Raw genomic sequence first — 22642 nt, 5'->3', positions numbered from 1 at the left:
ATCCTCAACGGTCTCAGACGAGTTCGGGTGTCGCCGACAGATGGAGATTCGCGAGGGCATCGCCGACGAGACCGGCGCCGAGGGTGTTCCCGCCCTGCGGATCGATGAGCAGGAAGCTGCCCGACTCGCGGTTGACCTGGTAGTCGTCCGGCGCGATCGGTTCGGCGGTCTGGATCGCGATCCGGCCGATCTGGTTCAGCTCCACCGTGTCCGGTGCATCGATCAGCGCGAGGGTCTGCTCGTCGAACAGCACCTCGAGTCCACCGACGATCGCCTGGGTGGTCCTGGTGCCGTGCTTGAGCAGCAACCGGGCACCCGGCCGCAGTGGCTTCTCGGCCAACCAGCAGACCGTGGCGGTGAACTGCTGAGCCGGTTCCGGTGCGTCCGTGACAGCCGCGATCAGGTCGCCGCGCGATACGTCGACGTCATCGTCGAGCAGCAGCGTCACGCTGCGCCCGGTGTGCGCGGTGGTGAGTTCGCCGTCGGCCGTGTCGATCTGGCGGATCGTACTGCGGACACCGGAGGGCAGGATCACGACCTCGTCGCCGACCGAGACGCGACCGGCCGCGATCTGCCCGGCGTAGCCCCGGTAGTCGGGATACTCGGGGGTACGCGGACGGATCACGTACTGGACGGGGAAGCGCAACCCGACCGGCCGGGGATCGGTGACGTTCGGGACCGTCTCGAGGTGTTCGATCAGCGCGGGGCCCTCGTAGTACGGGGTGTTCTCGGAGCGCGTGGCGACGTTGTCGCCGTGCAGTGCCGACACCGGGATGGCGGTCACCTGTTCCGGCGACCACCCCAGCGACCGGGTGAGTTCGCCGAACTCGGCGGAGATCTCCGCGAAGGCCGTCTCCTGGTCGTCGACCAGGTCGATCTTGTTGACCGCCAACACGAGCTGGGGCACCCCGAGGAGTGCCATCACCGCGGTATGACGGCGGGTCTGGGCGACCACACCGCTGCGCGCGTCGACGAGCAGGATCACCAGCTGGGCGGTCGACGCGCCGGACACCGTGTTCCGGGTGTACTGCACATGGCCAGGGGTGTCGGCGAGCACGAACGACCGTGCCGGCGTGGCGAAGTAGCGGTAGGCGACATCGATCGTGATGCCCTGCTCGCGCTCGGCGCGCAGACCGTCGACGAGCAGCGAGAGGTCGGGACCCTCGAGGCCGCGGTCGACCGATGCCTTGGTGACGGCGTCGATCTGGTCGACGAGGACCGATTTGGTGTCGTAGAGCAGCCGGCCGACGAGCGTCGACTTGCCGTCGTCGACGCTGCCCGCGGTGGCGATGCGGAGAAGGTCGGGAGCATGTGACATCAGAAGTATCCTTCGCGTTTGCGGTCTTCCATCGCGGCCTCGGAGACCCGGTCGTCGCCGCGGGTCGCCCCGCGCTCGGTGAGTCGGGAGGCAGCCACCTCGGCCAGCACCGCGTCGTTGTCGGCGGCGTCGGAGAGCACGGCGCCGGTGGACGACCCGTCACCGACGGTCCGGTAGCGGACCCAGCGACGCTCGACGGTTTCGCCCTCGCGCGGACCGCCCCACGAACCGGAGGTCATCCACATACCGTCGCGCAGGAACACGTCGCGCTCGTGCGCGTAGTAGATCTGCGGAAGCAGCACCTGCTCGCGGGCGATGTAGCGCCAGATGTCGAGTTCGGTCCAGTTCGACAGCGGGAACACGCGGACATGCTCACCCGGCGCGTGGCGACCGTTGTAGAGGTTCCACAGTTCGGGGCGCTGACGCTTCGGATCCCATTGACCGAAGGCGTTGCGCAGGGAGAAGATCCGCTCCTTGGCGCGCGAGCGCTCCTCGTCGCGACGTCCGCCGCCGAAGACCGCGTCGAAACGGTTCTCAGTGATCGCGTCGAGCAGCGGGATGGTCTGCAGCGGGTTGCGCACACCATCCGGGCGTTCGGTGAGTCGCCCGTCGGCGAGGTAGTCCTCCACCTTCGCCACGTGCAGGCGCAGCCCGTGCCGCTCGACCACCTGGTCGCGGAACTCCAGCACCTCGGTCAGGTTGTGGCCGGTGTCCACGTGCAAGAGCGAGAACGGCAGGGGAGCAGGCCAGAAGGCCTTGAGCGCCAGGTGCAGCAGCACCGTGGAGTCCTTGCCGCCGGAGAACAGGATCACCGGCCGCTCGAACTCGCCCGCCACCTCACGGAAGATGTGGATGGCCTCGGATTCGAGAGCGTCGAGGGTGGTGAAGTCGTCGGCGTCGGCCTCGACCGCGGAGGCGCTGCTGGTGACGGTGGCGTCGGCGATGGTCATGCGTGGAGCCCACATTCTGTCTTGGCGCGACCGGCCCAACGGCCACTGCGCGGATCGGATCCGGGTTCGGGTTTGGCTGTGCACGGGGCGCAGCCGATCGACGGATAGCCGTCGTCGACGAGCGGGTTGACGAGCACCCCGTTGGAGTCGATGTAGTCCTGCATCGTCTCGTCCGACCACGCGGCGATCGGGTTGATCTTCACCAGCCCGAATCCCTCGTCGAACGAGATGAGCGGTGCATTCGCACGGGTCGGCGCCTCCACTCGGCGGATGCCGGTGATCCAGGCGTCGTACTGCGAGAGGCCGGACTTGAGCGGGACCACCTTGCGCAGTCGGCAGCACTCGCCCGGGTCGCGGGCGAACAGGTTGCGGCCCAACAGTTCGTCCTGTTCGGCGACGCTGTGCTCCGGAGTGAGGTTGACCATGTCCACGTCGTAGACCTGCTCGACGGCATCGCGGGTGCCGATGGTCTCGGCGAAGTGATAGCCGGTGTCGAGGAAGAGCACCTTGAGCTTCTCGCCGTGCAGGTGGTCGGTGTCGACATGCTTGCTGGCGAGATCGACGAGCGCCGCGTCCTGCATGTTGGAGGCGACGACGAAGTTGTCACCGAAGGTCTCTGCGGTCCAGCGCAGCAGTTCCTCGGGGGTGGCGTCCGCGCCGAGGTCGCGGGCACCTGCCTCGGCGATGGCACGCAACTCGTCTTCGGTGTGACGGCGACCCGTCGTGGCGGTGGTGACCGTGCTCATCGCAATGCCTCCTCGTCGGCGCGAACGGCCCACTGGGCGAACCGTTCTCCTGGTGTGCGCTGCTCCACGAAGTTTCGGACGACGCGGTCGATGTAGTCGCCGAGATCGGTGGAGAACACCTTGTGTTGGCGCAGCTTTCGGCCGAAGCCGGCATCCTGGCCAATGCTTCCGCCGAGATGGACCTGGAATCCCTCGGTCTGGCCGCCGTTGTCGTCGTCGACCAATTGACCCTTGAACCCGATGTCGGCGATCTGGGACCGCGCGCACGAGTTGGGGCAACCGTTGATGTTCACGGTGATCGGGACGTCGAGTTCTGAGTTGATATCGGCCAGTCGCTGCTCGAGTTCAGGTACGAGTCGCTGCGACCGCTTGCGGGTCTCGGTGAAGGACAGCTTGCAGAACTCGATCCCGCTGCACGCCATCAGATTCCGTCGCCAGTTCGAGGTCCGCGCCGACAGTCCGAGTGCGGCAACCTCGTCGATCAGCTGATCGATCTTGTCGTCGGCGATGTCGAGGATCACGAGCTTCTGGTAGGGCGTGAAGCGGATGCGGTCGGACCCGGCTCGTTCGGCGGCGTCGGCGACCGAACTCAGGATGGTGCCGGAGACACGTCCGGCGATGGCTGCGAAACCGACCGCGTTGAGGCCGTTCTTCTGCCGCTGGACACCGACGTGATCGCGCGGTGCGGTGAGTGGCTCGGGTGCCGGACCGTCGATCAGCTTGCGCCCGAGGTATTCGTCCTCGAGGACCTGGCGGAACTTCTCGATGCCCCAGTCCTTGATGAGGAACTTGAGGCGGGCCTTGGCCCGCAGGCGCCGGTAGCCGTAGTCGCGGAAGATGGCGACCACGCCTTCCCACACGTCGGGCACCTCGTCGAGCGGGATCCACGCACCGACGCGCTGGGCGAGCATCGGGTTGGTCGAGAGCCCGCCGCCGACCCACAGGTCGAGCCCGGGGCCGTGTTCGGGGTGGTTCACGCCGATGAACGCGACGTCGTTGGTCTCGTGGGAGACGTCCTGCAGGCCGGAGATCGCGGTCTTGAACTTGCGCGGCAGGTTCGAGTACTGCGGGTCACCGATGAAGCGGCGGACGATCTCGTCGATTGCCGGCGTGGGGTCGAGCACCTCGTCCACGGCGTCGCCGGCGAGCGGCGAACCCAGGACGACGCGGGGGCAGTCACCGCACGCCTCGGTCGTCTTGAGGCCGACGCCTTCGATCCGTTCCCAGATCGTGGGGACGTCCTCGATACGGATCCAGTGGTATTGGACGTTCTCGCGGTCCGAGAGGTCGGCGGTGTCGCGGGCGAACTCGGTCGAGATCTGACCGAGCGTGCGCAGCTGCGCCACGTTCAGAGCACCCGCGTCGCAGCGGATACGCATCATGAAGTGGCTGTCCTCGAGGAGGTCGATGTTCTCGTCGCCGGTCCAGGTGCCGTCGTAGCCCTCGGCTCGCTGGGTGTAGAGACCCCACCAGCGCATGCGGCCGCGGAGATCCTGCTTGTCGATCGAGTCGAAGCCCTGCTTGGCGTAGATGTTCTCGATCCGGGCGCGCACGTTGAGCGGGTTGTCGTCCTTCTTGACCTGCTCGTTGGGATTGAGGGGCTCGCGGTAACCCAGCTTCCACTGGCCTTCGGCGCGACGCTTGGTCGGCCGGGGCTTGCGGGCCGGGCGCTCACCGCGGGCCGGCCGGTCACCGGCGGGCGCTGTGGGCTTCGACCCGGCGGCGCGATCCTTTGCGGCCGGCTCTTCGACCGCGTCCGAGGTGGTCACGGAAAGATCGTCGGTGGTGGACGTCATGAAGTCTCCTGAGCCGACGCAGCAAGCGTCAGCGTTCACATGGAAGTGGGCTGGAAACGTGCTGGCATACCCGCGGCTGAGCGGGGACTTCTCGGGGCCGACCTGTCGTCAGGGGACAGTGCGCACGTCGTCTAAGGACGACAGAATGCGCTGCAGACGCGCTTGAGATCGATGTGGCGTCGGGCTGCGAGCCACACCCCTGGGGAAGTCACGCCGTTCATAGTGCCACGATGCCCCTTGCCTCGTCTACTTGGCGTTATTTTCCCTCACGGTGAGGCAAAGCCCTGCCGTGAGGTCCGCACGTAGAAGTCAAGGCAGTCGGAGCGGGAGGTATTCCCGCTGTCCGGGCGCATCCGCGACAGTCCTTCCATGGAACCCGGATCGGTGGCGTGGTCACCGTCACACCGCGCCGGGCGAGCATGATGGAGGAGTGAAGGTCGAGATGGAATCGGGCACCGGCGACGTCGTCGGTGCCGCGTGTGGCGCAGTCGACGCCACGACACCACTCGGCCTGTATCTGCACGTTCCGTTCTGCGCGACGCGCTGCGGATACTGCGACTTCAACACCTACACCGCGGGTGAGCTGGGGAGTTCGTCGTCGCCGGAGTCGTGGCAGGAGGCCGTCGATCGCGAGCTGAGAAGTGCTGCGCGACTGATGAACCCGAATCGACCGGTGTCGACGGTCTTTGTCGGCGGGGGTACCCCGTCGCTGCTGGGTGCGGCGGGATTGTCGAGGCTGCTGGGTTCGGTGACCGAGTACTTCGACCTCGCCGACGATGCGGAGGTCACCACCGAGTCCAATCCGGAATCGACATCGCCGGAGTTCTTCGATGGTCTGCTCGGGGCGGGGTTCAACCGCATCTCCCTCGGTATGCAGTCCGCCGCTCCGCACGTGCTGGCAACCCTGGATCGCACGCACACGCCGGGCCGCGCGGTCGCCGCAGCCCGGGAGGCGACCGCCGCCGGGTTCGACCACATCAATCTCGATCTGATCTACGGCACGCCGGGGGAGACCGACGACGACCTGCACGCGAGTCTGGATGCCGTCCTCTCGACCGAGGTCGACCACGTCTCCGCATACGCCCTGATCGTCGAGGACGGCACCGCGCTGGCCCGGCGCATCCGGCGCGGCGAATTGCCCGCCCCCGACGACGACGTCCTCGCCGACCGGTACCGGATTCTCGGCGACCGGCTGTCGACGGCGGGTTTCGACTGGTACGAGGTGTCGAACTGGTCGCGGTCGCGCGCCGCGGAATGCAGGCACAACCTGGCCTACTGGTACAGCCACGATTGGTGGGGGATCGGTCCGGGCGCTCATTCGCACGTGAACGGCGTGCGGTGGTGGAATGTCAAACATCCGGCGCGCTATGCGGATTCACTTGCCGCCGAACAACTCCCGATCGGCGGACACGAGATCCTCACGCCGGAGGACCGACATCTCGAAGCGGTGATGCTCAAGGCACGCTGCCGCGACGGGCTGGGGGTCGACGAGCTCACCGCAGGCGAATATCAGCGGGCGGCGGAGTTCATCGACGATGGCCTGCTCGAACACGTGGGCAGTGTCGGTGCCCGGCTGGTGCTCACGGACGCGGGCCGACTGCTTGCCGACCGTGTGGTGCGCGAGATCCTGGTCGCCGGCTGAGCGCCGGTCCGGACCGGATGCGGTCCCGGGCTCCTCACCACTCGGGCGGCTGCCGGCCCGCCACCGGAACCGTCCAGCCGGTACTGCGCGCGCCACGCCGGTGCACGCCGCCTGCCGACTCCCGTCCCGGGGATGGGAGCTCCGCAGTGTCCACCTGATCCTCCACCGGGGCGGCCCCGGGATCGAGATCGAGATCGAGTGCGTCCAGATCGAGCATGCGGGCGTGGATGATGTGACGGTTCCGCAGCGCGGACCGTACGGCCCGGTGCAGCCCGTCTTCCAGATAGAGCTCTCCGTGCCAGCGGACGACATGGGAGAACAGGTCGCCGTAGAACGTGGAGTCCTCACTGAGGAGCCGGTCGAGGGCGAGCACGGTGGTGACCGTGGTCAGCTCGTTCAGGCGGAACTGCCGGGGCGGGATCTTCGCCCAACCGCGCGCCGACAATCCGTGGTCGGGATAGGGCTTACCCTCCCGCACCCCCTTGAAGATCATCCCGGCACTTTCTGAAGAGTCGGCCGGCCGATGATGCTCACCGGCGCACGGCCCGGCACGAAAAAACTGTTTCAGCGAGTTTCGCGCCACGGTTCGTAAGATGGACGTCACCTACTGTATGGCAGAGTTCTGTGCCGGGAGGAGTGTCGCGTGTCGAGTACCGATGATCGTCGATTCGAGATCCTGCGCGCGATCGTGACGGATTTCGTCGAATCGCAGGAACCCATCGGTTCCAAGGCGATCGTCGATCGTCACCAGCTCGGGGTGTCGAGCGCCACGGTGCGCAACGACATGGCGGTCCTCGAGGCCGAGGGGTACATCGCCCAGCCCCATACGAGTTCCGGCCGCGTGCCGACCGACAAGGGCTACCGGATGTTCGTGGACCGGATCAGCGAGGTCAAACCGCTGTCGGCCGCCGAGCGTCGCGCCATCCTGTCGGTCCTGGATTCCGGCGTGGATCTCGATGACGTGCTGCGACGCTCGGTCAAACTGCTCGCCCAGCTGACGCGACAGGTCGCGGTGATCCAGTACCCGGTGCTGTCGACGGCTACGGTGCGACACCTCGAGGTGGTGTCGCTGTCGCCGTCCCGGCTGTTGCTGGTGGTGATCACCGACACCGGTCGTGTCGAGCAGCGGATGGTGGCGCTCAGCGACGACCTCGTCGACGACGACTTCGTGCGGCTGCGTGACATGTTCTCCGCGGCCCTGTACGGAAAGCGACTCGAGGCGGCATCGGCCGCGGTTGCCGAAGTGGCCAACGAGGCGCCCGATGACATTCGTGACGTGGTGATCAACGTGGCCACGGTGCTCGTCGAGACGCTGGTGGAACGTGGTGACGACCGCCTGGTGCTGGGTGGCACGTCGAATCTGGCCCGGGCTGCGGCGGATTTCACACCCGTCGTCGGCGGGATGGACTCGGTGCTCGATGCCCTCGAAGAGCAGGTCGTCGTGCTGAAACTGCTCGCCACCACCCAACGGATGGGCGGGGTCACAGTGCAGATCGGAGAGGAGACCCAGACCGAGAACCTGCGTGGTACCTCGGTTGTCTCGACAGGGTACGGTGCATCGGGCACGGTGTTCGGCGGCGTCGGAGTGGTAGGCCCCACACGCATGGACTATCCGGGAACAATCGCGTCGGTCGCGGCCGTTGCCAAGTACGTCGGCGAGGTCTTGGCCGATCGATGACCTGTGCGGCCGCCACCATGCGGCCCCGGTCCGACAGAGATGCCGACAGCCGGCCACGACCACAGACGCCGCCCACCAAGCAGACCAAGTTGTGAGATAGAGGACCGAGACGACCGTGGCACGTGACTACTACGGAATCCTGGGTGTCGCCAAAGGCGCCACCGACCAGGAGATCAAGCGCGCATATCGCAAGAAGGCGCGGGAGCTGCACCCCGATGTGAATCCGGGTGAAGAAGAGCGTTTCAAAGAGGTCAGTACCGCCTACGAGGTGCTGACCGATCCCGAGAAGCGCCGCATCGTGGACGCCGGCGGTGACCCGCTGGCCGGTCCGGGTGCCGGTGGCTTCGGCGGGGGATTCGGTGGCAGCGGCGGCCTCGGTGATGTCTTCGAGGCGTTCTTCGGCTCCAGTGGCGGTTTCGGCGGCGGCGGATTCGGGTCCGGCCGGGGCCCGCGGAGCCGGGTGCAGCCGGGCGAGCCTGCCCTGGTGGCCGTGGAACTCGACCTCGAGGAGTGCGCCGCCGGGGTCAACAAGGAGATCACCGTCGACACCGCGATCCTCTGTGACCTCTGCAAGGGCTCCGGGACGCACGGCGATTCGAAGCCGATCAGCTGCGACACGTGCAACGGTGCCGGCGAGATCCAGGCGGTCCAGCGGTCGTTCCTCGGTCAGGTGATGACCGTTCGCGAGTGCCCGACCTGCCATGGCGTCGGTGAGGTGATCCCGGACCCCTGCCGCAAGTGTGGTGGCGACGGACGGGTCCGTTCCCGCCGGACCATGACGGTCAAGATCCCGGCCGGGATCGAGAGCGGGATGCGGGTCCGGCTGTCGGGGCAAGGTGAGATCGGCGCGGGCGGCGGACCTGCGGGCGACCTGTACGTGGAGGTCAGTGAGCGTCCGAACGACGTGTTCATCCGCGACAAGGACGACCTGCACTGCACCATCCGGGTGCCGATCGTCGACGCGGCCCTCGGCGGCTCCATCGACATCGACACCATCCTCGACGGCACCGCTCGCATCACCATCGCGGCGGGCACTCAGCCGGGGCAGGTCGTCAAGGTGAAGGGCCAGGGCATGCCGCACCTGAACACCGGGGTGCGCGGCACCCTCCACGCCCATCTCGACGTGGTGGTGCCGACGAAACTCGACGCCGCGCAGACCGAGGCCCTGACCACGTTCCGCGACGCATCCGACGATCGCGTCGAGGTCGTCACGACGGCGACCGGTGCAGCAGCCGGCGGACTGTTCTCCCGACTGCGCAACGCCTTCGCCGGGCGTTGACGACCACCGGAGCCCGTGCGTGAGTCCGCCGCTGTTCTGGGTCGACGAGGTACCGCGCGTCGGCTCCGACGTGACCCTCTCCGGTCCGGAGGGCAGACATGCGGTCACCGTGGCGCGCCTGGCGGCCGGTGAGGAGATCTCCCTCGGGGACGGTCGCGGCTCCACGGCACTGTGCGAGGTGAGCGAGATCACCTCGAAGGACACCCTGGTGGCGCGGGCGCACACCTACGGATATGCCGAGCCACCTCGCCCCCATGTCACGGTGGTGCAGGCGTTGCCCAAGTCCGAGCGATCGGAACTCGCCGTCGATCTGGCGACCGAGGCCGGCGCCGACCGGATCGTGCCGTGGCAGGCCTCCCGGTGCGTGGCCCGATGGACGGGGAAGTCGGAGAAGGGCCGCGCGAAGTGGACGGCCGCCGCGTCGGCGGCCGCCAAACAGAGCCGGCGGGCCTGGATTCCCGAGATCGCCCCGTTGGCGTCCACCACAGACATCCGGGCGCGATGCGCCGACGTCGTCGCCACCGGCGGCCTGGTCGCGGTCCTGCACGAACACGGTGTGACGCCCCTGCGTGAGCTACCACTGGCGGATGCGACCGAACTGGTCCTGGTGATCGGCCCGGAGGGCGGCCTCGACGACACCGAGATCGCCGATCTCTCGGCACTCGGCGCGTCGTCGGTGATCCTCGGACCGGAGGTGTTGAGGACATCGAGCGCAGCCGCGGTAGCCCTCGGCGCAGTTGGTGTGCTGACCGATCGCTGGGCACTCCGGTGAGGCGGGTGCGCCGGTGAAGAAGTGTGGGGCGCACCGCGTCAAGGTTGAATATGGAAGTGCGCCATCGCAATTCGGGCACGTCTATCACCCGGTGAGCGGAGTGGGACCGACCGATCCCGTGCGTGCGGTCGTGTTGGTCCACGGTGGCTACTGGACCACCGAGTTCGGCTTGACGATCGAGACCGCGATCGCCCGCCGGTTCGCCGAGCGGGGTGCGGTCGTGTGGAACGTCGAGTACCGGCGTGTCGGCGAGGACGGCGGCGGCTGGCCGAACAGCGGTCGCGACGTGGTCGCCGCGCTGCAGGCACTCGACGGTCCCGTTCGCTCGGCCCTGCCGGCGGAGATGTCGGCACAGGTCGACTGGGGCTCGGTGGCCGTGGTCGGACATTCCGCGGGCGGACAGCTGGCCGTGTGGTCGGTCGCACAGCTGCGGGCCCGCACCGACGCGTGCCAGATCACCACGGTGATCGCGCAATCGGCGGCGCTCGACCTGGAGTCCGGCGCCGAACGACCGTCGATCCGGGGCCTGATGGGACGCCCCTATGCCGAGATCCCGCACCGGTACCGCGAGGCGTCACCGATCTCGCAGGAGCCGTTCCCCGCGCATGTCGTCGCTCTCCACGCGGAGGACGACACGGCGATCCCGGTCGAGTCGAGCCGCCGGTACGTCGACGCCGTCGCCGCGAGGGGCCAATCGGCCGAACTGGTCGTTGTCCCGGGAGAGGGGCACGACGCATTCGTCGATCCGCGAAGCGCGTCCACCCGGCACACCGTGCGGCTGCTGGGCATCTGATCACGTCGTTCACGTTCGTGGTGATCGCCGACGGCGTACGTTGAGAGAACCGCGGACAGTCCCAGCTGTAGCGCGACGGTGGTGAGCGCGACGGCCTTGCGTACGAGGTCAGTATCCGGTTCGGCCGTGGGAGGTCGCGGTGCATCTCCTCAGGTCCGGGTCGGTCGGTCGGCTCCTCGTCGCGGTCGGTGTGGCGGTCGCGTCGTTCTCACTCGTGGTCAGTGCTGAATCCACGGCCGTCGCCGCACCGGCCCCGCCCACCATGTGGCTGTGCAGTCCGACCATGACGTCGGACCCGTGCGATCTTCCTCAGGACACCACCGACCTGCTGACAGGCCGGGTCACGGCGCCGCCACCGGTCGCCGAATCCGCCAAGCCGGTGGATTGCTTCTTCGTGTACGGGACCGCGACAAACGCGCTCTCGCTCAACGCGGATCTGGTTGCGTCGCCGGAGATCCAGGCGGCCGCCTCACTGCATGGGGCACGATTCAATCGGACGTGCCGCATGTTCGCCCCCGTCTACCGACAGGTGTCCCTACCCGCAGGCGTGCTCACCAATCTCGGCCTGGCCGAACCCTTCGCCATCGCCTATCGCGATGTCCGCAACGCCTGGCGGGAGTATCTCGCCCACGCGGGCAACCGAGGCGTGATCTTCATCGCCGACTCGCAGGGCGCCTACCAGCTCCGCAAACTGATCCGCGAGGAAGTCGACCCCCGGCCGGCGCTGCGTCGTCGACTCGCAGGCGCCTTCCTGATGGGCGCAAACGTGACCACCGCCAAGGGGAGTGCCGTGGGCGGGGACTTCCGCCACATCCCCGTGTGTACCCGCCAGGGCGAGTACCAGTGTGTGATGGCGTATTCGTCGAACATCGTCTATCCACCCGTGTCGGCATTCGGCAACAGTGCGGTCGATGTGACATCGCGGGCATCTGGATTGCCGAACGGGCCGCAATACCAGGTCGCCTGCACGGACCCGGCGGTGGTGAGCGGCAATCGTGCGCCGGTCGGCATCACGGTGCCGAGTGAGCCGTTCCCGCCTTGGCTCCTCGCGGGTCTGCTGGCCTACACCAGGTTCCCGGATCCCTGGCCGACGTCGTCGTCGACCTGGACGACCGGCCGCGGTCGCGGGGTGGGTAGCTGCGACGAGGTGTACGGCATCCGCGAGTACCACATACGGATGATCCGGCCACAGCCGATCAACCAGCTGCCATTGCTGGACACCCACGATCTCGACTTCACTTTCGGGCTCGACCGGCTCGTCGGGATCGCCGCCCGGCAGGCCGAGGACTGGCGAGCACACGCTCGTTGAGGTTCCGGTGGGTGCCCTGCACGGCCCCCGGAATATTGCCTGCTGGCGCACGGTTCAATCGCGTTAGACTGTCTACATCCCGGCGTACCGTTGCGCCGCGACGACCCCCTAGGAGTGATTGCATACGTGAGTGACGACAACCCCGACCTGAGCGCGCCGACCAGCCGGACTCTTGCGGGTCGATCTGTCACCTCCAACGTGGAAATCTCTCCCGAGGTGGTGTTCGGGCTGCTCGGGACCAGTGACGTCAATCTGCGCACCCTCGAACAACTGCTGCCGGCGGATATCCACGTGCGTGGCAACCAGGTCACCCTGACCGGTGTGCCTGCCGACGTCGCGGCATCGGAGCGGGTCATCGCCGAACTCGTCGATCTGGTCGGTCGCGGCACCCCTCTGACGCCCGACCTCGTCCGACACAGCGTCTCCATGCTCTCCGAGGGGACCGCGGAATCGCCCGCCGACGTGCTGTCGCTCGACATCCTGTCCCGGCGCGGCAAGACGATCCGGCCGAAGACCCTGAACCAGAAGAAGTACGTCGACGCGATCGACAACAACACGATCGTGTTCGGTCTCGGTCCCGCCGGCACAGGCAAGACCTATCTGGGGATGGCGAAGGCCGTGCAGGCCCTGCAGTCGAAGTCGGTCAACCGCATCATCCTGACCCGGCCGGCGGTCGAGGCGGGGGAGCGACTCGGCTTCCTGCCGGGCACACTCAGCGAGAAGATCGACCCGTATCTGCGGCCGCTCTACGACGCTCTGCACGACATGATGGATCCGGAGTCGATCCCGAAGCTGATGGCGGCCGGGGTCATCGAGGTCGCGCCGCTCGCATATATGCGCGGGCGGGCACAGCCCTTGTCGACCCGAGTACTCACTCCGGAAGGTTTCCGGCCCATCGGCGATTTGCAGGTCGGTGACGCGGTCATCGGTTCGGACGGCACACCCACCGACGTGCTCGGCGTCTACCCACAGGGTTTCAAGGACATCGTGCGTGTCACCACCCAGGACGGCGCGTCGACTCTGAGCTCGACCGACCACCTATGGTCGGTCTACACGCGGTCGGATCGTCGCCGTGGCAAGGGCCCGCGGGTGCTGGCTGCCAAGGAGATGATCGGGAATCTGCGCGCGGCGCATTACCACCGCTACGAGCTGCCGCTGCTGGCTGCGCCGGTGGCCTTCGATGCCCAGCCGGTGCCGTTCGACCCCTACGCGCTCGGGTTGATGCTGGGCGATGGGTGCATGGCCGGCATGACGACGCCGTCCTTCACGACCAAAGACCCGGAGCTGGTCGACGCACTGGTGGACGCGGTGCCCGGCATTCGCGCGCGGCGCAAGACCGAGATCGACTATGTGCTCAACCGGATCACCACACCGGGCGAGGTGATCACCATCGAGAATCCTGTGACGGGTGCGATGCGTGCGACGGGACTCTGGGGCACCAAGTCGTCGACGAAGTTCGTGCCGAAGCAGTACCTTCTCAACTCCGCTGAGGTACGGCTGGCGGTACTGCAGGGTCTCCTCGACACCGACGGCGGTCCGGTCGGTCAGGCGGGGCGTACCTGCCGCGTCCAGTACACGACCGTGTCCGACCAGCTCCGTGACGATGTGATGTTCCTCGTTCAATCGCTCGGCGGCATCGTCTACACACGCACTCGTGCTGCAGAGGGACGGACCCCGGGCAATGCACGTGGCCGCGAAGTGCTGTACCGCCATGATGCCCACGTGCTCGACATCCGACTCCCGGAGGGCGTTGCACCCTTCAGGCTCGGCCGCAAGGCCGCACGGTATGGCGTGGACGGCTCCAAAGAACCCAAGCGCTACATCGAGAGCATCGAATCAGTGGGTACCGAGGAGGCGGTCTGCATCAAGGTCGCCGCCGAGGATTCGTTGTATGTCACCGAGGACTTCCTGCTGACGCACAACACGCTCAATGACGCCTTCATCATCCTCGACGAGGCCCAGAACACCACGGGCGAACAGATGAAGATGTTCCTCACCCGACTGGGTTTCGGGTCCAAGGTCGTCGTCACCGGCGACACCACACAGGTTGATCTCCCAGGTGGGGCACAGAGCGGACTCACCGCGGCGACACGGATTCTCGACGGTATCGACGACATCCACTTCTCGCACCTCACCAGCGCGGACGTGGTCCGGCACCGGTTGGTGGCCGACATCGTGGACGCATACGGACGAGCCGAGGAGAACTCGCGCGTCGGCGGACGACTGCGCGACGCCGACAACCTGCAGGGCAACCGGGCGGCTCGTCGGGCCGCCTCGCACGGACGTCGCTCATGAGCATCGAACTGGCCAACGAATCGGGTGTCGAGGTCCCCGGGGACCTGATCATCGAGTCGGCACGCTTCGCCATCACCGCGATGGACGTCCATCCGGCCGCGGAACTCTCGGTGGTCTGTGTCGACGAGGACACGATGGCCGACATGCACATGCAGTGGATGGATCTGCCCGGCCCGACAGACGTGATGAGCTTCCCGATGGACGAGCTGGTCCCGGGTGGGCGGCCGGATGCCGCGGAACCGGGGCCGGCGATCCTCGGTGACATCGTGTTGTGCCCGGCGTTCGCCGCTCAGCAGGCGAAGTCGGCGCGGCGCTCGTTCGAGCACGAGCTGTCGATGCTGACGATCCACGGGGTGCTTCATCTGCTGGGCTATGACCACGCCGAGCCGGATGAGGAAAAAGAGATGTTCGGCCTGCAGAACCGAATCCTCGAGGATTTCTACGCGGCGCGGCATCGCCGGGCGCAGCAACAGCGACAGTCCGATCGGGACACCCAGTTGCTGACCAACATCGGCTTCGCCGAGACCGCCCGGCCCGAGAACGCTCCCGTCGAGGACGAGTGACGGTGCCCGACGACGTCTGGTTCGTCGTGGCGGCACTCGTGCTGATCCCGGTCGGCGGGCTGTTCGCCGCCGTCGACGCGGCCATCACCACCGTTTCCATGGCGCGCGTCGAGGATATGGCGAAAGAACAGCGCGCCGGTGCGGTTCGCCTGATCGCGGTGTTGCACGGACGGGCAACCTATGTGGGTCTCGCCGTCCTGATGCGGGTCACCTCCGAGACGGCCGCGGTCGCCCTGATGACCCTTGTGCTGACCGACTGGCTCGGCGTCGGCTGGGGTCTGTTCGCGGCCATCGTCGGGATGGCGGTGGTGTCGTTCGTCGCCGTCGGCGTGGGGCCGCGAACCCTCGGTCGGCAGCATGCGTACACGATCGCGCTGTCGTCGGCGATCGTGTTGCAGGGCATCGGATTGCTGCTCAAACCACTGACCCGACTGCTCATCATGGTGGGCAACGCGGTGACGCCCGGCAAGGGCTTCCGCAACGGGCCCTTCGCCACCGAGGTGGAACTGCGCGAGGTCGTCGACCTCGCCGAGGCCAGTGGTGTGGTGGCGGCGGACGAGCGCCGGATGATCCAGTCGGTCTTCGATCTCGGCGACACCAACGCGCGCGAGATCATGGTGCCGCGACCGGAGATGATCTGGATCGAGCAGGACAAGACCGCCGCCCAGGCGATGAATCTCGCGGTGCGGTCCGGGCATTCGCGTATCCCGGTGATCGGGGAGAACCCCGACGACATCGTCGGCGTGGTCTATCTCAAGGACCTCGTCGCCGAAGGAGGCCGTTCGACGTCTGCGCACGTCCACGACTTCATGCGCGACGCCGAGTTCATCCCGGATTCCAAACCGCTGGACAAGGTGTTGGCGGACATGCAGCGCACACGCAATCACATGGCGCTGCTCGTCGACGAGTACGGCGGGATCGCGGGGCTGGTGACCATCGAGGACGTCCTCGAGGAGATCGTCGGTGAGATCACCGACGAGTACGACACCGACGAGGTCGCGCCGATCGAAGAACTCGAGGGTGGGTCCTACCGTGTGTCGGCGCGGCTGCCCGTGGAAGACCTCGGCGAACTCTTCGGCCTCGACATCGACGACGACGAGATCGAGACCGTCGGCGGTTTGCTCGGCCTCGAACTAGGCCGGGTACCGCTGCCGGGCGCCCGGGTCGAGTCGAACGGGCTGCTGCTCGTCGCCGAAGGTGGCCCGAACCGCCGGGGCCGCCAGCGCATCACCACCCTGCTGGTGAGCCGGGTCGACGATCCTGACGCCGGCGACACGTCGTCGGCCCATGGTGATCGCGACGACACCGACATGCCCACGTCCGATCCGGCCGAATCCGACCGCGGTGCGGAATACTCGATGTCCAGCCGTGGGCGTTCGCAGGTCCGGGAGCAGGTCCGACGACACGGCGACACAACGGGTGACACCACCAGGAGCGAGGACCGAACGTGACCGCACCGTCGAGCGGACTGCCCGAGTTGTCCGACGAGGACCAGAAGCTGGTCGTCTTGGCGCGGGGCGCACTCGCCCGCGCGGAGAGCTCATCGGCGGCCGCCGTCCGCGATGCCGACGGCCGAACCTATGCCGGCGCGCCCGTGGCCGCCGAGACGTTGAGCCTGTCCGGCCTCCAGGTCGCCCTGGCGAGTGCGCTGTCCAGCGGTGCCCAGGCCTTCGAGGCGGCCGTGTTGGTCAACGGCGCCTCCGACGATCCGGGCCTGGTCACCCTCGCGGAGTTCGGCTCGGATGCGTATGCGGTGCACACCGACCTGTCGGGGACACCGACCGGTCGTCAGGATGCGCACCGATGACCGAGTTCCGGTCGGGATTCGTCTGCTTCGTCGGTCGGCCGAACACCGGAAAATCCACCCTCACCAACGCTCTCGTCGGTGAGAAGATCGCCATCACCTCGAACCGGCCACAGACCACACGGCACACCATCCGGGGGATCGTCAATCGCGACGACGCCCAGTTGATCCTGGTCGACACACCAGGTCTGCACCGGCCTCGGACTCTGCTCGGCCAGCGACTCAACGACCTCGTCCGGGACACGTACTCGGAGGTCGACGTGATCGGTGTGTGCGTCCCGGCCGACGAGACGATCGGGCCAGGCGACCGCTGGATCGTGTCCCAGGTCCGTCAGATGGCCCCAAGCACCACGGTGCTGGGCGTGGTCACCAAGATCGACCGCGTCACCCCGGATCGAGTCGCCGCGCAACTCGTCGCGTTGTCCGAACTGCTCGGCCCCACCTCCGAGGTGGTCCCGGTGTCGGCGAGGTCGGGCGCTCAGCTCGACATCCTGACCGACGTGTTGGTCGGCCTGATGGAACCCGGCCCGGCCTTCTATCCCGACGGTGAGCTCACCGACGAACCCGAGGAGGTGCTGATGGCGGAGTTCATCCGTGAGGCGGCCCTCGAGGGTGTCCGTGACGAACTCCCGCACTCGCTCGCGGTGGTGATCGAGGAGATCATCCCGCGCGAGGAGGAGCAGGAGGGGCAGGGGCCGTCGATGGTCGATGTGCACGCCATCCTCTATGTCGAGCGGGACAGCCAGAAGGGCATCATCATCGGCCATCGAGGTGCCCGGCTGAAAGAGGTCGGCACCGTGGCGCGGGGACAGATCGAGAAGCTGCTCGGCACCAGGGTGTACCTGGATCTGCATGTGAAGGTGGCCAAGGACTGGCAGCGGGACCCGAAGCAATTGGGGCGCATGGGCTTCTGATGCCTGCGGCCGTCCGTCGGTGCGAATGAGTCGAGAGGGAGTCCGGATGGGTCGGCACGAAACAGGCGACGAGGTGGAGCCCAACGGGCCCGGCGGGCGGGAGTCTCCCGGATACTCTGGCGCCGAACACGCCGCCCCCGAACAGGATGCGGCGGCCGGCACCACGATCGCCGGTGTCCTGCGCTCACCGCGGTTCTGGCTGGCGCCGCTGCTGCTGGTCGTCGTCATCATGTCGTTCATGGCGGCGCTCTACATGGGCGCGGTCGCGGACCCGCAGCGCAACCTGCACGATTTCCCGATCGCCCTCGTCAACGAGGATCGTGGCGGCGACGTCGACAATCCGGATGGCGGCACCACGAAGCAGAACTTCGGCGATCAGGTCGCCGCGGGCGTGATCTCGACAGCGGCCGAGAGCGGTATCGCGGTGGAGAAGGTGGACCGGACCACCGCACTCAACCGACTGAACTCCGGCAAGGCCTACGGGGTGGTGGTGATCGGCCCCAACTTCACCAATCGCGCGGTGAGCCTCGGCCGGGCCGCGGTGCTCGAGGCCAAACCGGATCCGATGGCGATCGACGTGTTCATCAACCGCGGTTCCGGAACCTTCGCGTCGGCAGTCACCACCACCTTCGCCGACCAGATGTCGGAGCAGGTCAATGCCCAGGTCGGCGAACGCCTCGTGGACACCGTCCGGCAGAGCCTGGTCAAGGCCGATGTGCCGTTCTCGGGGGCCGCCCAGCTGGCGTTGTCCAATCCGGTGGATGTGCGGATCGTCGAGCCGACCCCGTTGCCGGACGGATCCGGAAACGGGTTGTCCGCGTTCTATTTCACGTTGTTGCTCATCCTGGCGGGGTTCACCGGCGCGATGATGGTGAGCGTCGTGGTCGACGGCATCCTCGGCCAGACGCCCATCGAGTACGGACCCTTCTATCAGCTCAGGCAGCGGCTCGCGATCTCTCGCTGGGGAACGCTGGCGACCAAGTGGACCATCATGGTGCTCGTCGCGGTGATCCAGTCCGCACTGTTCATCGCGGTGTGCACAGCGGTCGGCACGTCGTTGCCGAATGCGTTTGCGCTGTGGCTGTTCTCGGTGCTGGTGATCACCGCGGTCGGGGTGTCGGCGAGTTCGATGATGGCGGTGTTCGGCAATCCCGGTCTCATCCTGAACCTGGTGTTCTTCGTGATCCTCGGACTCCCATCGTCGGGTGGCACGGTGCCGCTGGAGGCGAGTCCGCGACTGTTCGCCTGGATCGCCGCGGTGGAACCGATGCATCTGGTCTATCTCGGGACTCGTGCCATCCTCTATTTCGACGCGGATCTCGACGCCGGACTGGGCCGGTCGATCATCCAGTGCGCGATCGGTCTGCTGGTGGGCGTGCTGCTCGGTCTGGGCGGCACCAAGCTCTACGACCGCAAGGGCTGGCACCGGTTCCCCGGCGGGATGACGTTGTCGCCGCGGCTGCGCAGGCTGGTCGGCGGCGACGGGCCCGCCTCGATCACCACACCGTCCCCGGCACACGTCGCCGCGGTGAGTGGTTCGGGGTCACCTCGGCCCCCCGGGACGTCCGGCCCGCCGGCCGCATCGGAGACACCAGATGTCACACAGGCACCAGAGGACCCGGGACGCATGTCGTAGTGGGGTGCTGTCGGTGCCCGGTGGAACAATGTGCCGGTGAGGTTCTATCGGGATGAGGCCGTGGTGCTTCGCCAGCACAAGCTGGGCGAGGCCGACCGCATCATCACGCTGCTCACCCAGGACCACGGTCTGGTACGTGCCGTGGCCAAAGGCGTCCGCCGGACCCGCTCGAAGTTCGGTGCCCGGCTCGAACCCTTCGCCCATGTCGACGTCCACCTCTACCCCGGTCGCAACCTCGACGTCGTGACCCAGGTGCACACCCTCCATGCATTCGCCGACGCCATCGTGGCCGATTACGGCCGATACACCACGGCCTGCGCGGTGCTGGAGACCGCGGAGCGGTTGGCCGGTGAGGAGCGCGCACCGGCCGCGCAGTTGCACCGACTCACGGTCGGTGCCCTGGAAGCACTCGCCGAACACCGCCGCGCCAACCAACTCATCCTCGATGCCTACCTGCTGCGTGCGATGCACTGCGCGGGATGGATGCCGACGCTGGACGTGTGCGCCCGCTGTACGCAGCCGGGCCCACATCGGGCGTTCCATGTGGCGGCCGGTGGTGCGGTGTGCATCCACTGTCGGCCACCCGGATCGGCCACCCCGTCACCAGGGGTTCTCGACCTGATGGATGCCCTGTTCCGTGGCCAGTGGGAACACACCGCCGAGGCCACTTCGTCGATGCAGCGCCAGGCGAGCGGGCTGACCGCCGCTCACCTGCAGTGGCATCTCGAACGTCAGTTGCGAACCCTGCCGCTCATCGAACGCGAAGCACCTCATAGGCTGGTGGACACCGCGTGAGAGGAGACGGTTGATGGCGTTACGACCCGGCTCGCGATCCGGGAAACGACAGGCCGCACCGGAACCCCGAGCAGATCGCACCCCCGTACGCCCACCCGACCCGCACCCGAGCGGCGCGCGGCCACCCCGGATTCAGCCCGAACTGATACCGAGGCACGTGGCCCTGGTGATGGACGGCAACGGCCGGTGGGCCCAGGACCGAGGACTACCCCGCACCGAAGGCCACAAGCAGGGCGAGGCGGTCCTGATGGACACCGTCTGCGGATGTATCGAACTCGGCGTGACCTGGCTGTCGGCCTATGCGTTCTCGACGGAGAACTGGTCGCGCAGTCCAGAAGAGGTTCGTTTCCTGATGGGCTTCAACCGTGACGTGATCCGCCGTCGGCGTGACGAGATGCACGAGATGGGCGTCCGGGTGCGTTGGGCGGGCCGCCGACCGCGCTTGTGGCGCAGTGTGATCCGCGAGCTCGAGGTGGCCGAGGAGATGACGAAGGACAACACCGTGATGACCCTCACGATGTGCGTCAACTATGGCGGTCGCGCCGAGATCGCCGACGCGGCAAAGGAAATCGCCCGTCGGGCCGCGGCCGGTGAGATCGATCCGGATCGGATCACCGAAGCGTCCTTCGCCCGTTATCTCGACGAGCCGGACATGCCCGACGTCGACCTCTTCCTGCGCCCGTCCGGCGAACAGCGGATCTCGAACTTCTTGCTGTGGCAGTCCGCGTACGCCGAGATGGTGTATCAGGAGAAGCTCTTTCCCGACTTCGATCGGCGCGACCTGTGGGCGGCGTGTCTCGAATACGCCTCGCGGGACCGACGATTCGGCGGAGTGATGCCGACATGACCGACGCGGCATCGGAGACCGAAGGCCTGCTGACCCGGGTCGCGCGCCTGGTCGGTGAGATCGGTGACGTCGGAGACGAAGACGCGGATTCGGTGATCGTGCAGGTGGGTACGACCCGCGCGTCGTTGCGCGTCCTGACCCTCGCCGACGGACTCGACGTACTGACCGTGACCCAACTGGTCGCGGTCAACCTGCCGAACACGTCCGCACTACGAGACGACGTGGAAGGCGCTGACGGCCATCTGAGTTTCGGTGCACTGCGCAGATCCGATCCGGAGGGCGTGACCACCGACGTGCTGCAGTACTACACGTTCCCGGCCGGGACCCTCGACGACGTCCCGCTGCTGACGGTGCTGCACATCGTGCTGTCGGCAGGAGCCGATATCGCTCGCCGCCTCTCGGGTGCCTAGCCCTTTCGAGCCCCTTCGAGACGCTCGCGAGCTCGCTCCTCAGGGTGCGGAGTCGGCGTGTTCGCGCCTCGGGAGGCGGTGCCGGGGTGCGCCCTTTCTCGCGGCCCGTCAGTTCTGCGCCCGGCAGTCGGCGCAGTAGCCGAAGACCTCTACGGTGTGGTTGATGTCGGTGAAACCGTGCCGTGCGGCCACACTCGCTGCCCACTTCTCGACGGGCTCGGCTTGCACCTCCACCGTCGTGCCGCAGCGACGGCACACGAGGTGGTGATGATGTCCGGACGAACAGTGGCGATACCGCGTCTCGCCCGAGCCGTCCCACAGCATGTCGATCTGCCCTGATTGACTCAACGCCTGCAGATTTCGGTACACGGTGGTCAGTCCGATCGATTCTCCCCGCGCCTTGAGCTGATCGTGCAGTTCCTGCGCGGAGACGAAGTCGTCGCCGGCGGCGAGCGCGTCGGCGATCGCGGCACGCTGCCTGGTCGACCGGACACCGGTCACCGGGCGGTCCGGGCCCGCCGTCATTCGGCCACCGTGCCCGCGGCATCGGGAATCATCTCGGTCGCCGTGCCGTCGGAGACCTCCATTGCGTGCGCGAGCGCGTCGGTCACGATGTGGGCGAGGTGGTGATCGACGAGTTCGTAGACGATCTCCCGACCCGTCCGGTGGCCCCGCACCACGCCGGCGTCCTTGAGGACTCGAAGATGCTGGCTCACCAGAGGCTGACTGACCTCCAGGGCGCCGACGATCTCGTGGACACACTGCGGACGCTCGCGCAGGAGCAGGACGATGGCGATGCGGGTCGGCGATGCCAGCGCGCGCAGGAGGTCGCCGGCGGCCGCGCACTCCACCGCGCCGACGACACCGCGGTCGGCGGTGGTGGCTGCGCAATCTCGTTCCTGGGAGTCCATCGCCTCCATACTAAAGGAAGTCGTTTTCATTTGGGGTGGACAGAGCCGACGCACGGCGACGGTCCGCCGCCCTCGGAGCGGCTGTGACGTCCGCACGCGTGATCGGAGAAGGGTGACGATTCCGACGACCGGCACCTCTGTGGCTACCCTGTAGGGGCTGCCGTTCTGTGTTCCGACGGAATGG

22 protein-coding genes are annotated in these 22642 nt (G+C 67.3%); 15 read left to right on the top strand and 7 right to left on the bottom strand.

Annotated elements, in window-relative coordinates:
• Positions 1 to 13: 13 nt before the first annotated feature.
• The 4 genes from OVA31_RS01605 to OVA31_RS01590 are packed head-to-tail and all read right to left on the bottom strand — an operon-like array spanning position 14 to position 4810.
• The gene (locus OVA31_RS01605; protein WP_267629398.1) at positions 14 to 1318 is read right to left on the bottom strand and encodes a sulfate adenylyltransferase subunit 1; all 1305 of its coding nucleotides are present in this window, start codon (positions 1316 to 1318) and stop codon (positions 14 to 16) included.
• Complete coding sequence (gene cysD, locus OVA31_RS01600; RefSeq protein ID WP_388000593.1) at positions 1318 to 2283, bottom strand: sulfate adenylyltransferase subunit CysD; 966 nt, start codon at positions 2281 to 2283, stop codon at positions 1318 to 1320. The genes OVA31_RS01605 and cysD overlap by 1 nt, the downstream gene beginning before the upstream one ends.
• A complete protein-coding gene (locus tag OVA31_RS01595; protein WP_267629397.1) occupies positions 2265 to 3014 on the bottom strand; it encodes a phosphoadenylyl-sulfate reductase in 750 nt (249 codons plus the stop codon). The genes cysD and OVA31_RS01595 overlap by 19 nt, the downstream gene beginning before the upstream one ends.
• Positions 3011 to 4810, bottom strand: a complete 1800-nt coding sequence (locus OVA31_RS01590) for a nitrite/sulfite reductase (RefSeq protein WP_267629396.1) — start codon at positions 4808 to 4810, stop codon at positions 3011 to 3013. The genes OVA31_RS01595 and OVA31_RS01590 overlap by 4 nt, the downstream gene beginning before the upstream one ends.
• Positions 4811 to 5252: 442 nt before the next feature.
• Here OVA31_RS01590 and hemW point away from each other — a divergent pair, with 442 nt between their 5' ends.
• Complete coding sequence (hemW, locus tag OVA31_RS01585) at positions 5253 to 6452, top strand: radical SAM family heme chaperone HemW (RefSeq protein WP_267629395.1); 1200 nt, start codon at positions 5253 to 5255, stop codon at positions 6450 to 6452.
• Between the two features lie 34 nt (positions 6453 to 6486).
• Here hemW and OVA31_RS01580 read toward each other — a convergent pair whose 3' ends face one another.
• On the bottom strand, positions 6487 to 6945 hold the full coding sequence (locus tag OVA31_RS01580) for a type II toxin-antitoxin system VapB family antitoxin (RefSeq protein WP_267629394.1): 459 nt from the start codon (positions 6943 to 6945) through the stop codon (positions 6487 to 6489).
• Between the two features lie 150 nt (positions 6946 to 7095).
• On the opposite strand from OVA31_RS01580, the gene hrcA reads away from it, so the two are divergent.
• The 14 genes from hrcA to OVA31_RS01510 all read left to right on the top strand — a co-directional run bounded on the left by hrcA (position 7096) and on the right by OVA31_RS01510 (position 21547).
• Complete coding sequence (gene hrcA, locus OVA31_RS01575; protein WP_267629393.1) at positions 7096 to 8130, top strand: heat-inducible transcriptional repressor HrcA; 1035 nt, start codon at positions 7096 to 7098, stop codon at positions 8128 to 8130.
• A gap of 115 nt (positions 8131 to 8245) precedes the next feature.
• Positions 8246 to 9409, top strand: a complete 1164-nt coding sequence (gene dnaJ / locus OVA31_RS01570; protein WP_267629392.1) for a molecular chaperone DnaJ — start codon at positions 8246 to 8248, stop codon at positions 9407 to 9409.
• Between the two features lie 19 nt (positions 9410 to 9428).
• On the top strand, positions 9429 to 10181 hold the full coding sequence (locus OVA31_RS01565; RefSeq protein ID WP_267629391.1) for a 16S rRNA (uracil(1498)-N(3))-methyltransferase: 753 nt from the start codon (positions 9429 to 9431) through the stop codon (positions 10179 to 10181).
• Between the two features lie 13 nt (positions 10182 to 10194).
• Entirely contained in the window at positions 10195 to 10974 is a 780-nt protein-coding gene (locus tag OVA31_RS01560; protein ID WP_267629390.1) for an alpha/beta hydrolase family protein, read from the top strand.
• Between the two features lie 139 nt (positions 10975 to 11113).
• The gene (locus tag OVA31_RS01555; protein ID WP_267629389.1) at positions 11114 to 12283 is read left to right on the top strand and encodes a DUF3089 domain-containing protein; all 1170 of its coding nucleotides are present in this window, start codon (positions 11114 to 11116) and stop codon (positions 12281 to 12283) included.
• Between the two features lie 126 nt (positions 12284 to 12409).
• Positions 12410 to 14578 (top strand): PhoH family protein, encoded by a 2169-nt coding sequence (locus OVA31_RS01550; RefSeq protein ID WP_267629388.1) that lies wholly within the window; start codon positions 12410 to 12412, stop codon positions 14576 to 14578.
• A complete protein-coding gene (gene ybeY / locus OVA31_RS01545; protein WP_267629387.1) occupies positions 14575 to 15141 on the top strand; it encodes an rRNA maturation RNase YbeY in 567 nt (188 codons plus the stop codon). Before OVA31_RS01550 ends, ybeY begins: the two co-directional genes overlap by 4 nt.
• Positions 15142 to 15143: 2 nt before the next feature.
• Positions 15144 to 16592, top strand: a complete 1449-nt coding sequence (locus OVA31_RS01540) for a hemolysin family protein (RefSeq protein ID WP_267629386.1) — start codon at positions 15144 to 15146, stop codon at positions 16590 to 16592.
• Positions 16589 to 16948 carry a cytidine deaminase gene (locus tag OVA31_RS01535; protein WP_420714129.1) on the top strand — a complete coding sequence of 120 codons (360 nt, stop codon included), beginning with the start codon at positions 16589 to 16591 and terminating at the stop codon, positions 16946 to 16948. Before OVA31_RS01540 ends, OVA31_RS01535 begins: the two co-directional genes overlap by 4 nt.
• Positions 16945 to 17859 (top strand): GTPase Era, encoded by a 915-nt coding sequence (gene era / locus OVA31_RS01530; RefSeq protein WP_267629385.1) that lies wholly within the window; start codon positions 16945 to 16947, stop codon positions 17857 to 17859. Before OVA31_RS01535 ends, era begins: the two co-directional genes overlap by 4 nt.
• Positions 17860 to 17905: 46 nt before the next feature.
• Entirely contained in the window at positions 17906 to 19495 is a 1590-nt protein-coding gene (locus tag OVA31_RS01525) for a YhgE/Pip domain-containing protein (protein WP_267629384.1), read from the top strand.
• A 36-nt stretch (positions 19496 to 19531) separates the two neighbouring features.
• Positions 19532 to 20290, top strand: coding sequence for a DNA repair protein RecO (gene recO / locus OVA31_RS01520; RefSeq protein ID WP_164309156.1), 759 nt, complete (start codon positions 19532 to 19534; stop codon positions 20288 to 20290).
• A gap of 13 nt (positions 20291 to 20303) precedes the next feature.
• Complete coding sequence (locus OVA31_RS01515; protein WP_164309157.1) at positions 20304 to 21137, top strand: isoprenyl transferase; 834 nt, start codon at positions 20304 to 20306, stop codon at positions 21135 to 21137.
• Positions 21134 to 21547 carry a hypothetical protein gene (locus tag OVA31_RS01510; RefSeq protein WP_267629383.1) on the top strand — a complete coding sequence of 138 codons (414 nt, stop codon included), beginning with the start codon at positions 21134 to 21136 and terminating at the stop codon, positions 21545 to 21547. Before OVA31_RS01515 ends, OVA31_RS01510 begins: the two co-directional genes overlap by 4 nt.
• A 108-nt stretch (positions 21548 to 21655) precedes the next feature.
• On the opposite strand, the gene OVA31_RS01505 is transcribed toward OVA31_RS01510, so the two are convergent.
• Together OVA31_RS01505 and OVA31_RS01500 are read right to left on the bottom strand one after the other, a co-directional pair.
• Positions 21656 to 22072: a Fur family transcriptional regulator gene (locus OVA31_RS01505; RefSeq protein WP_267629382.1), complete on the bottom strand. Its 417-nt coding sequence runs from the start codon at positions 22070 to 22072 to the stop codon at positions 21656 to 21658.
• On the bottom strand, positions 22069 to 22458 hold the full coding sequence (locus tag OVA31_RS01500) for an ArsR/SmtB family transcription factor (protein WP_420714128.1): 390 nt from the start codon (positions 22456 to 22458) through the stop codon (positions 22069 to 22071). The genes OVA31_RS01505 and OVA31_RS01500 overlap by 4 nt, the downstream gene beginning before the upstream one ends.
• Between the last annotated feature and the right edge of the window lie 184 nt (positions 22459 to 22642).

The sequence above is a fragment of the Gordonia sp. SL306 genome (assembly GCF_026625785.1).
Lineage (GTDB): Bacteria > Actinomycetota > Actinomycetes > Mycobacteriales > Mycobacteriaceae > Gordonia.
This window is presented reverse-complemented; position numbering and strand designations above follow the sequence as displayed.

What these genes read in the sequence shown, in the direction of transcription:
- OVA31_RS01605 (WP_267629398.1), bottom strand. Translation starts at nt 1,318, where the DNA reads ATGTCACATGCTCCCGACCTTCTCCGCATCGCCACCGCGGGCAGCGTC.
- cysD (WP_388000593.1), bottom strand. Translation starts at nt 2,283, where the DNA reads ATGTGGGCTCCACGCATGACCATCGCCGACGCCACCGTCACCAGCAGC.
- OVA31_RS01595 (WP_267629397.1), bottom strand. Translation starts at nt 3,014, where the DNA reads ATGAGCACGGTCACCACCGCCACGACGGGTCGCCGTCACACCGAAGAC.
- OVA31_RS01590 (WP_267629396.1), bottom strand. Translation starts at nt 4,810, where the DNA reads ATGACGTCCACCACCGACGATCTTTCCGTGACCACCTCGGACGCGGTC.
- hemW (WP_267629395.1), top strand. Translation starts at nt 5,253, where the DNA reads ATGGAATCGGGCACCGGCGACGTCGTCGGTGCCGCGTGTGGCGCAGTC.
- OVA31_RS01580 (WP_267629394.1), bottom strand. Translation starts at nt 6,945, where the DNA reads ATGATCTTCAAGGGGGTGCGGGAGGGTAAGCCCTATCCCGACCACGGA.
- ybeY (WP_267629387.1), top strand. Translation starts at nt 14,575, where the DNA reads ATGAGCATCGAACTGGCCAACGAATCGGGTGTCGAGGTCCCCGGGGAC.
- era (WP_267629385.1), top strand. Translation starts at nt 16,945, where the DNA reads ATGACCGAGTTCCGGTCGGGATTCGTCTGCTTCGTCGGTCGGCCGAAC.
- OVA31_RS01525 (WP_267629384.1), top strand. Translation starts at nt 17,906, where the DNA reads ATGGGTCGGCACGAAACAGGCGACGAGGTGGAGCCCAACGGGCCCGGC.
- OVA31_RS01515 (WP_164309157.1), top strand. Translation starts at nt 20,304, where the DNA reads ATGGCGTTACGACCCGGCTCGCGATCCGGGAAACGACAGGCCGCACCG.
- OVA31_RS01510 (WP_267629383.1), top strand. Translation starts at nt 21,134, where the DNA reads ATGACCGACGCGGCATCGGAGACCGAAGGCCTGCTGACCCGGGTCGCG.
- OVA31_RS01505 (WP_267629382.1), bottom strand. Translation starts at nt 22,072, where the DNA reads ATGACGGCGGGCCCGGACCGCCCGGTGACCGGTGTCCGGTCGACCAGG.
- OVA31_RS01500 (WP_420714128.1), bottom strand. Translation starts at nt 22,458, where the DNA reads ATGGACTCCCAGGAACGAGATTGCGCAGCCACCACCGCCGACCGCGGT.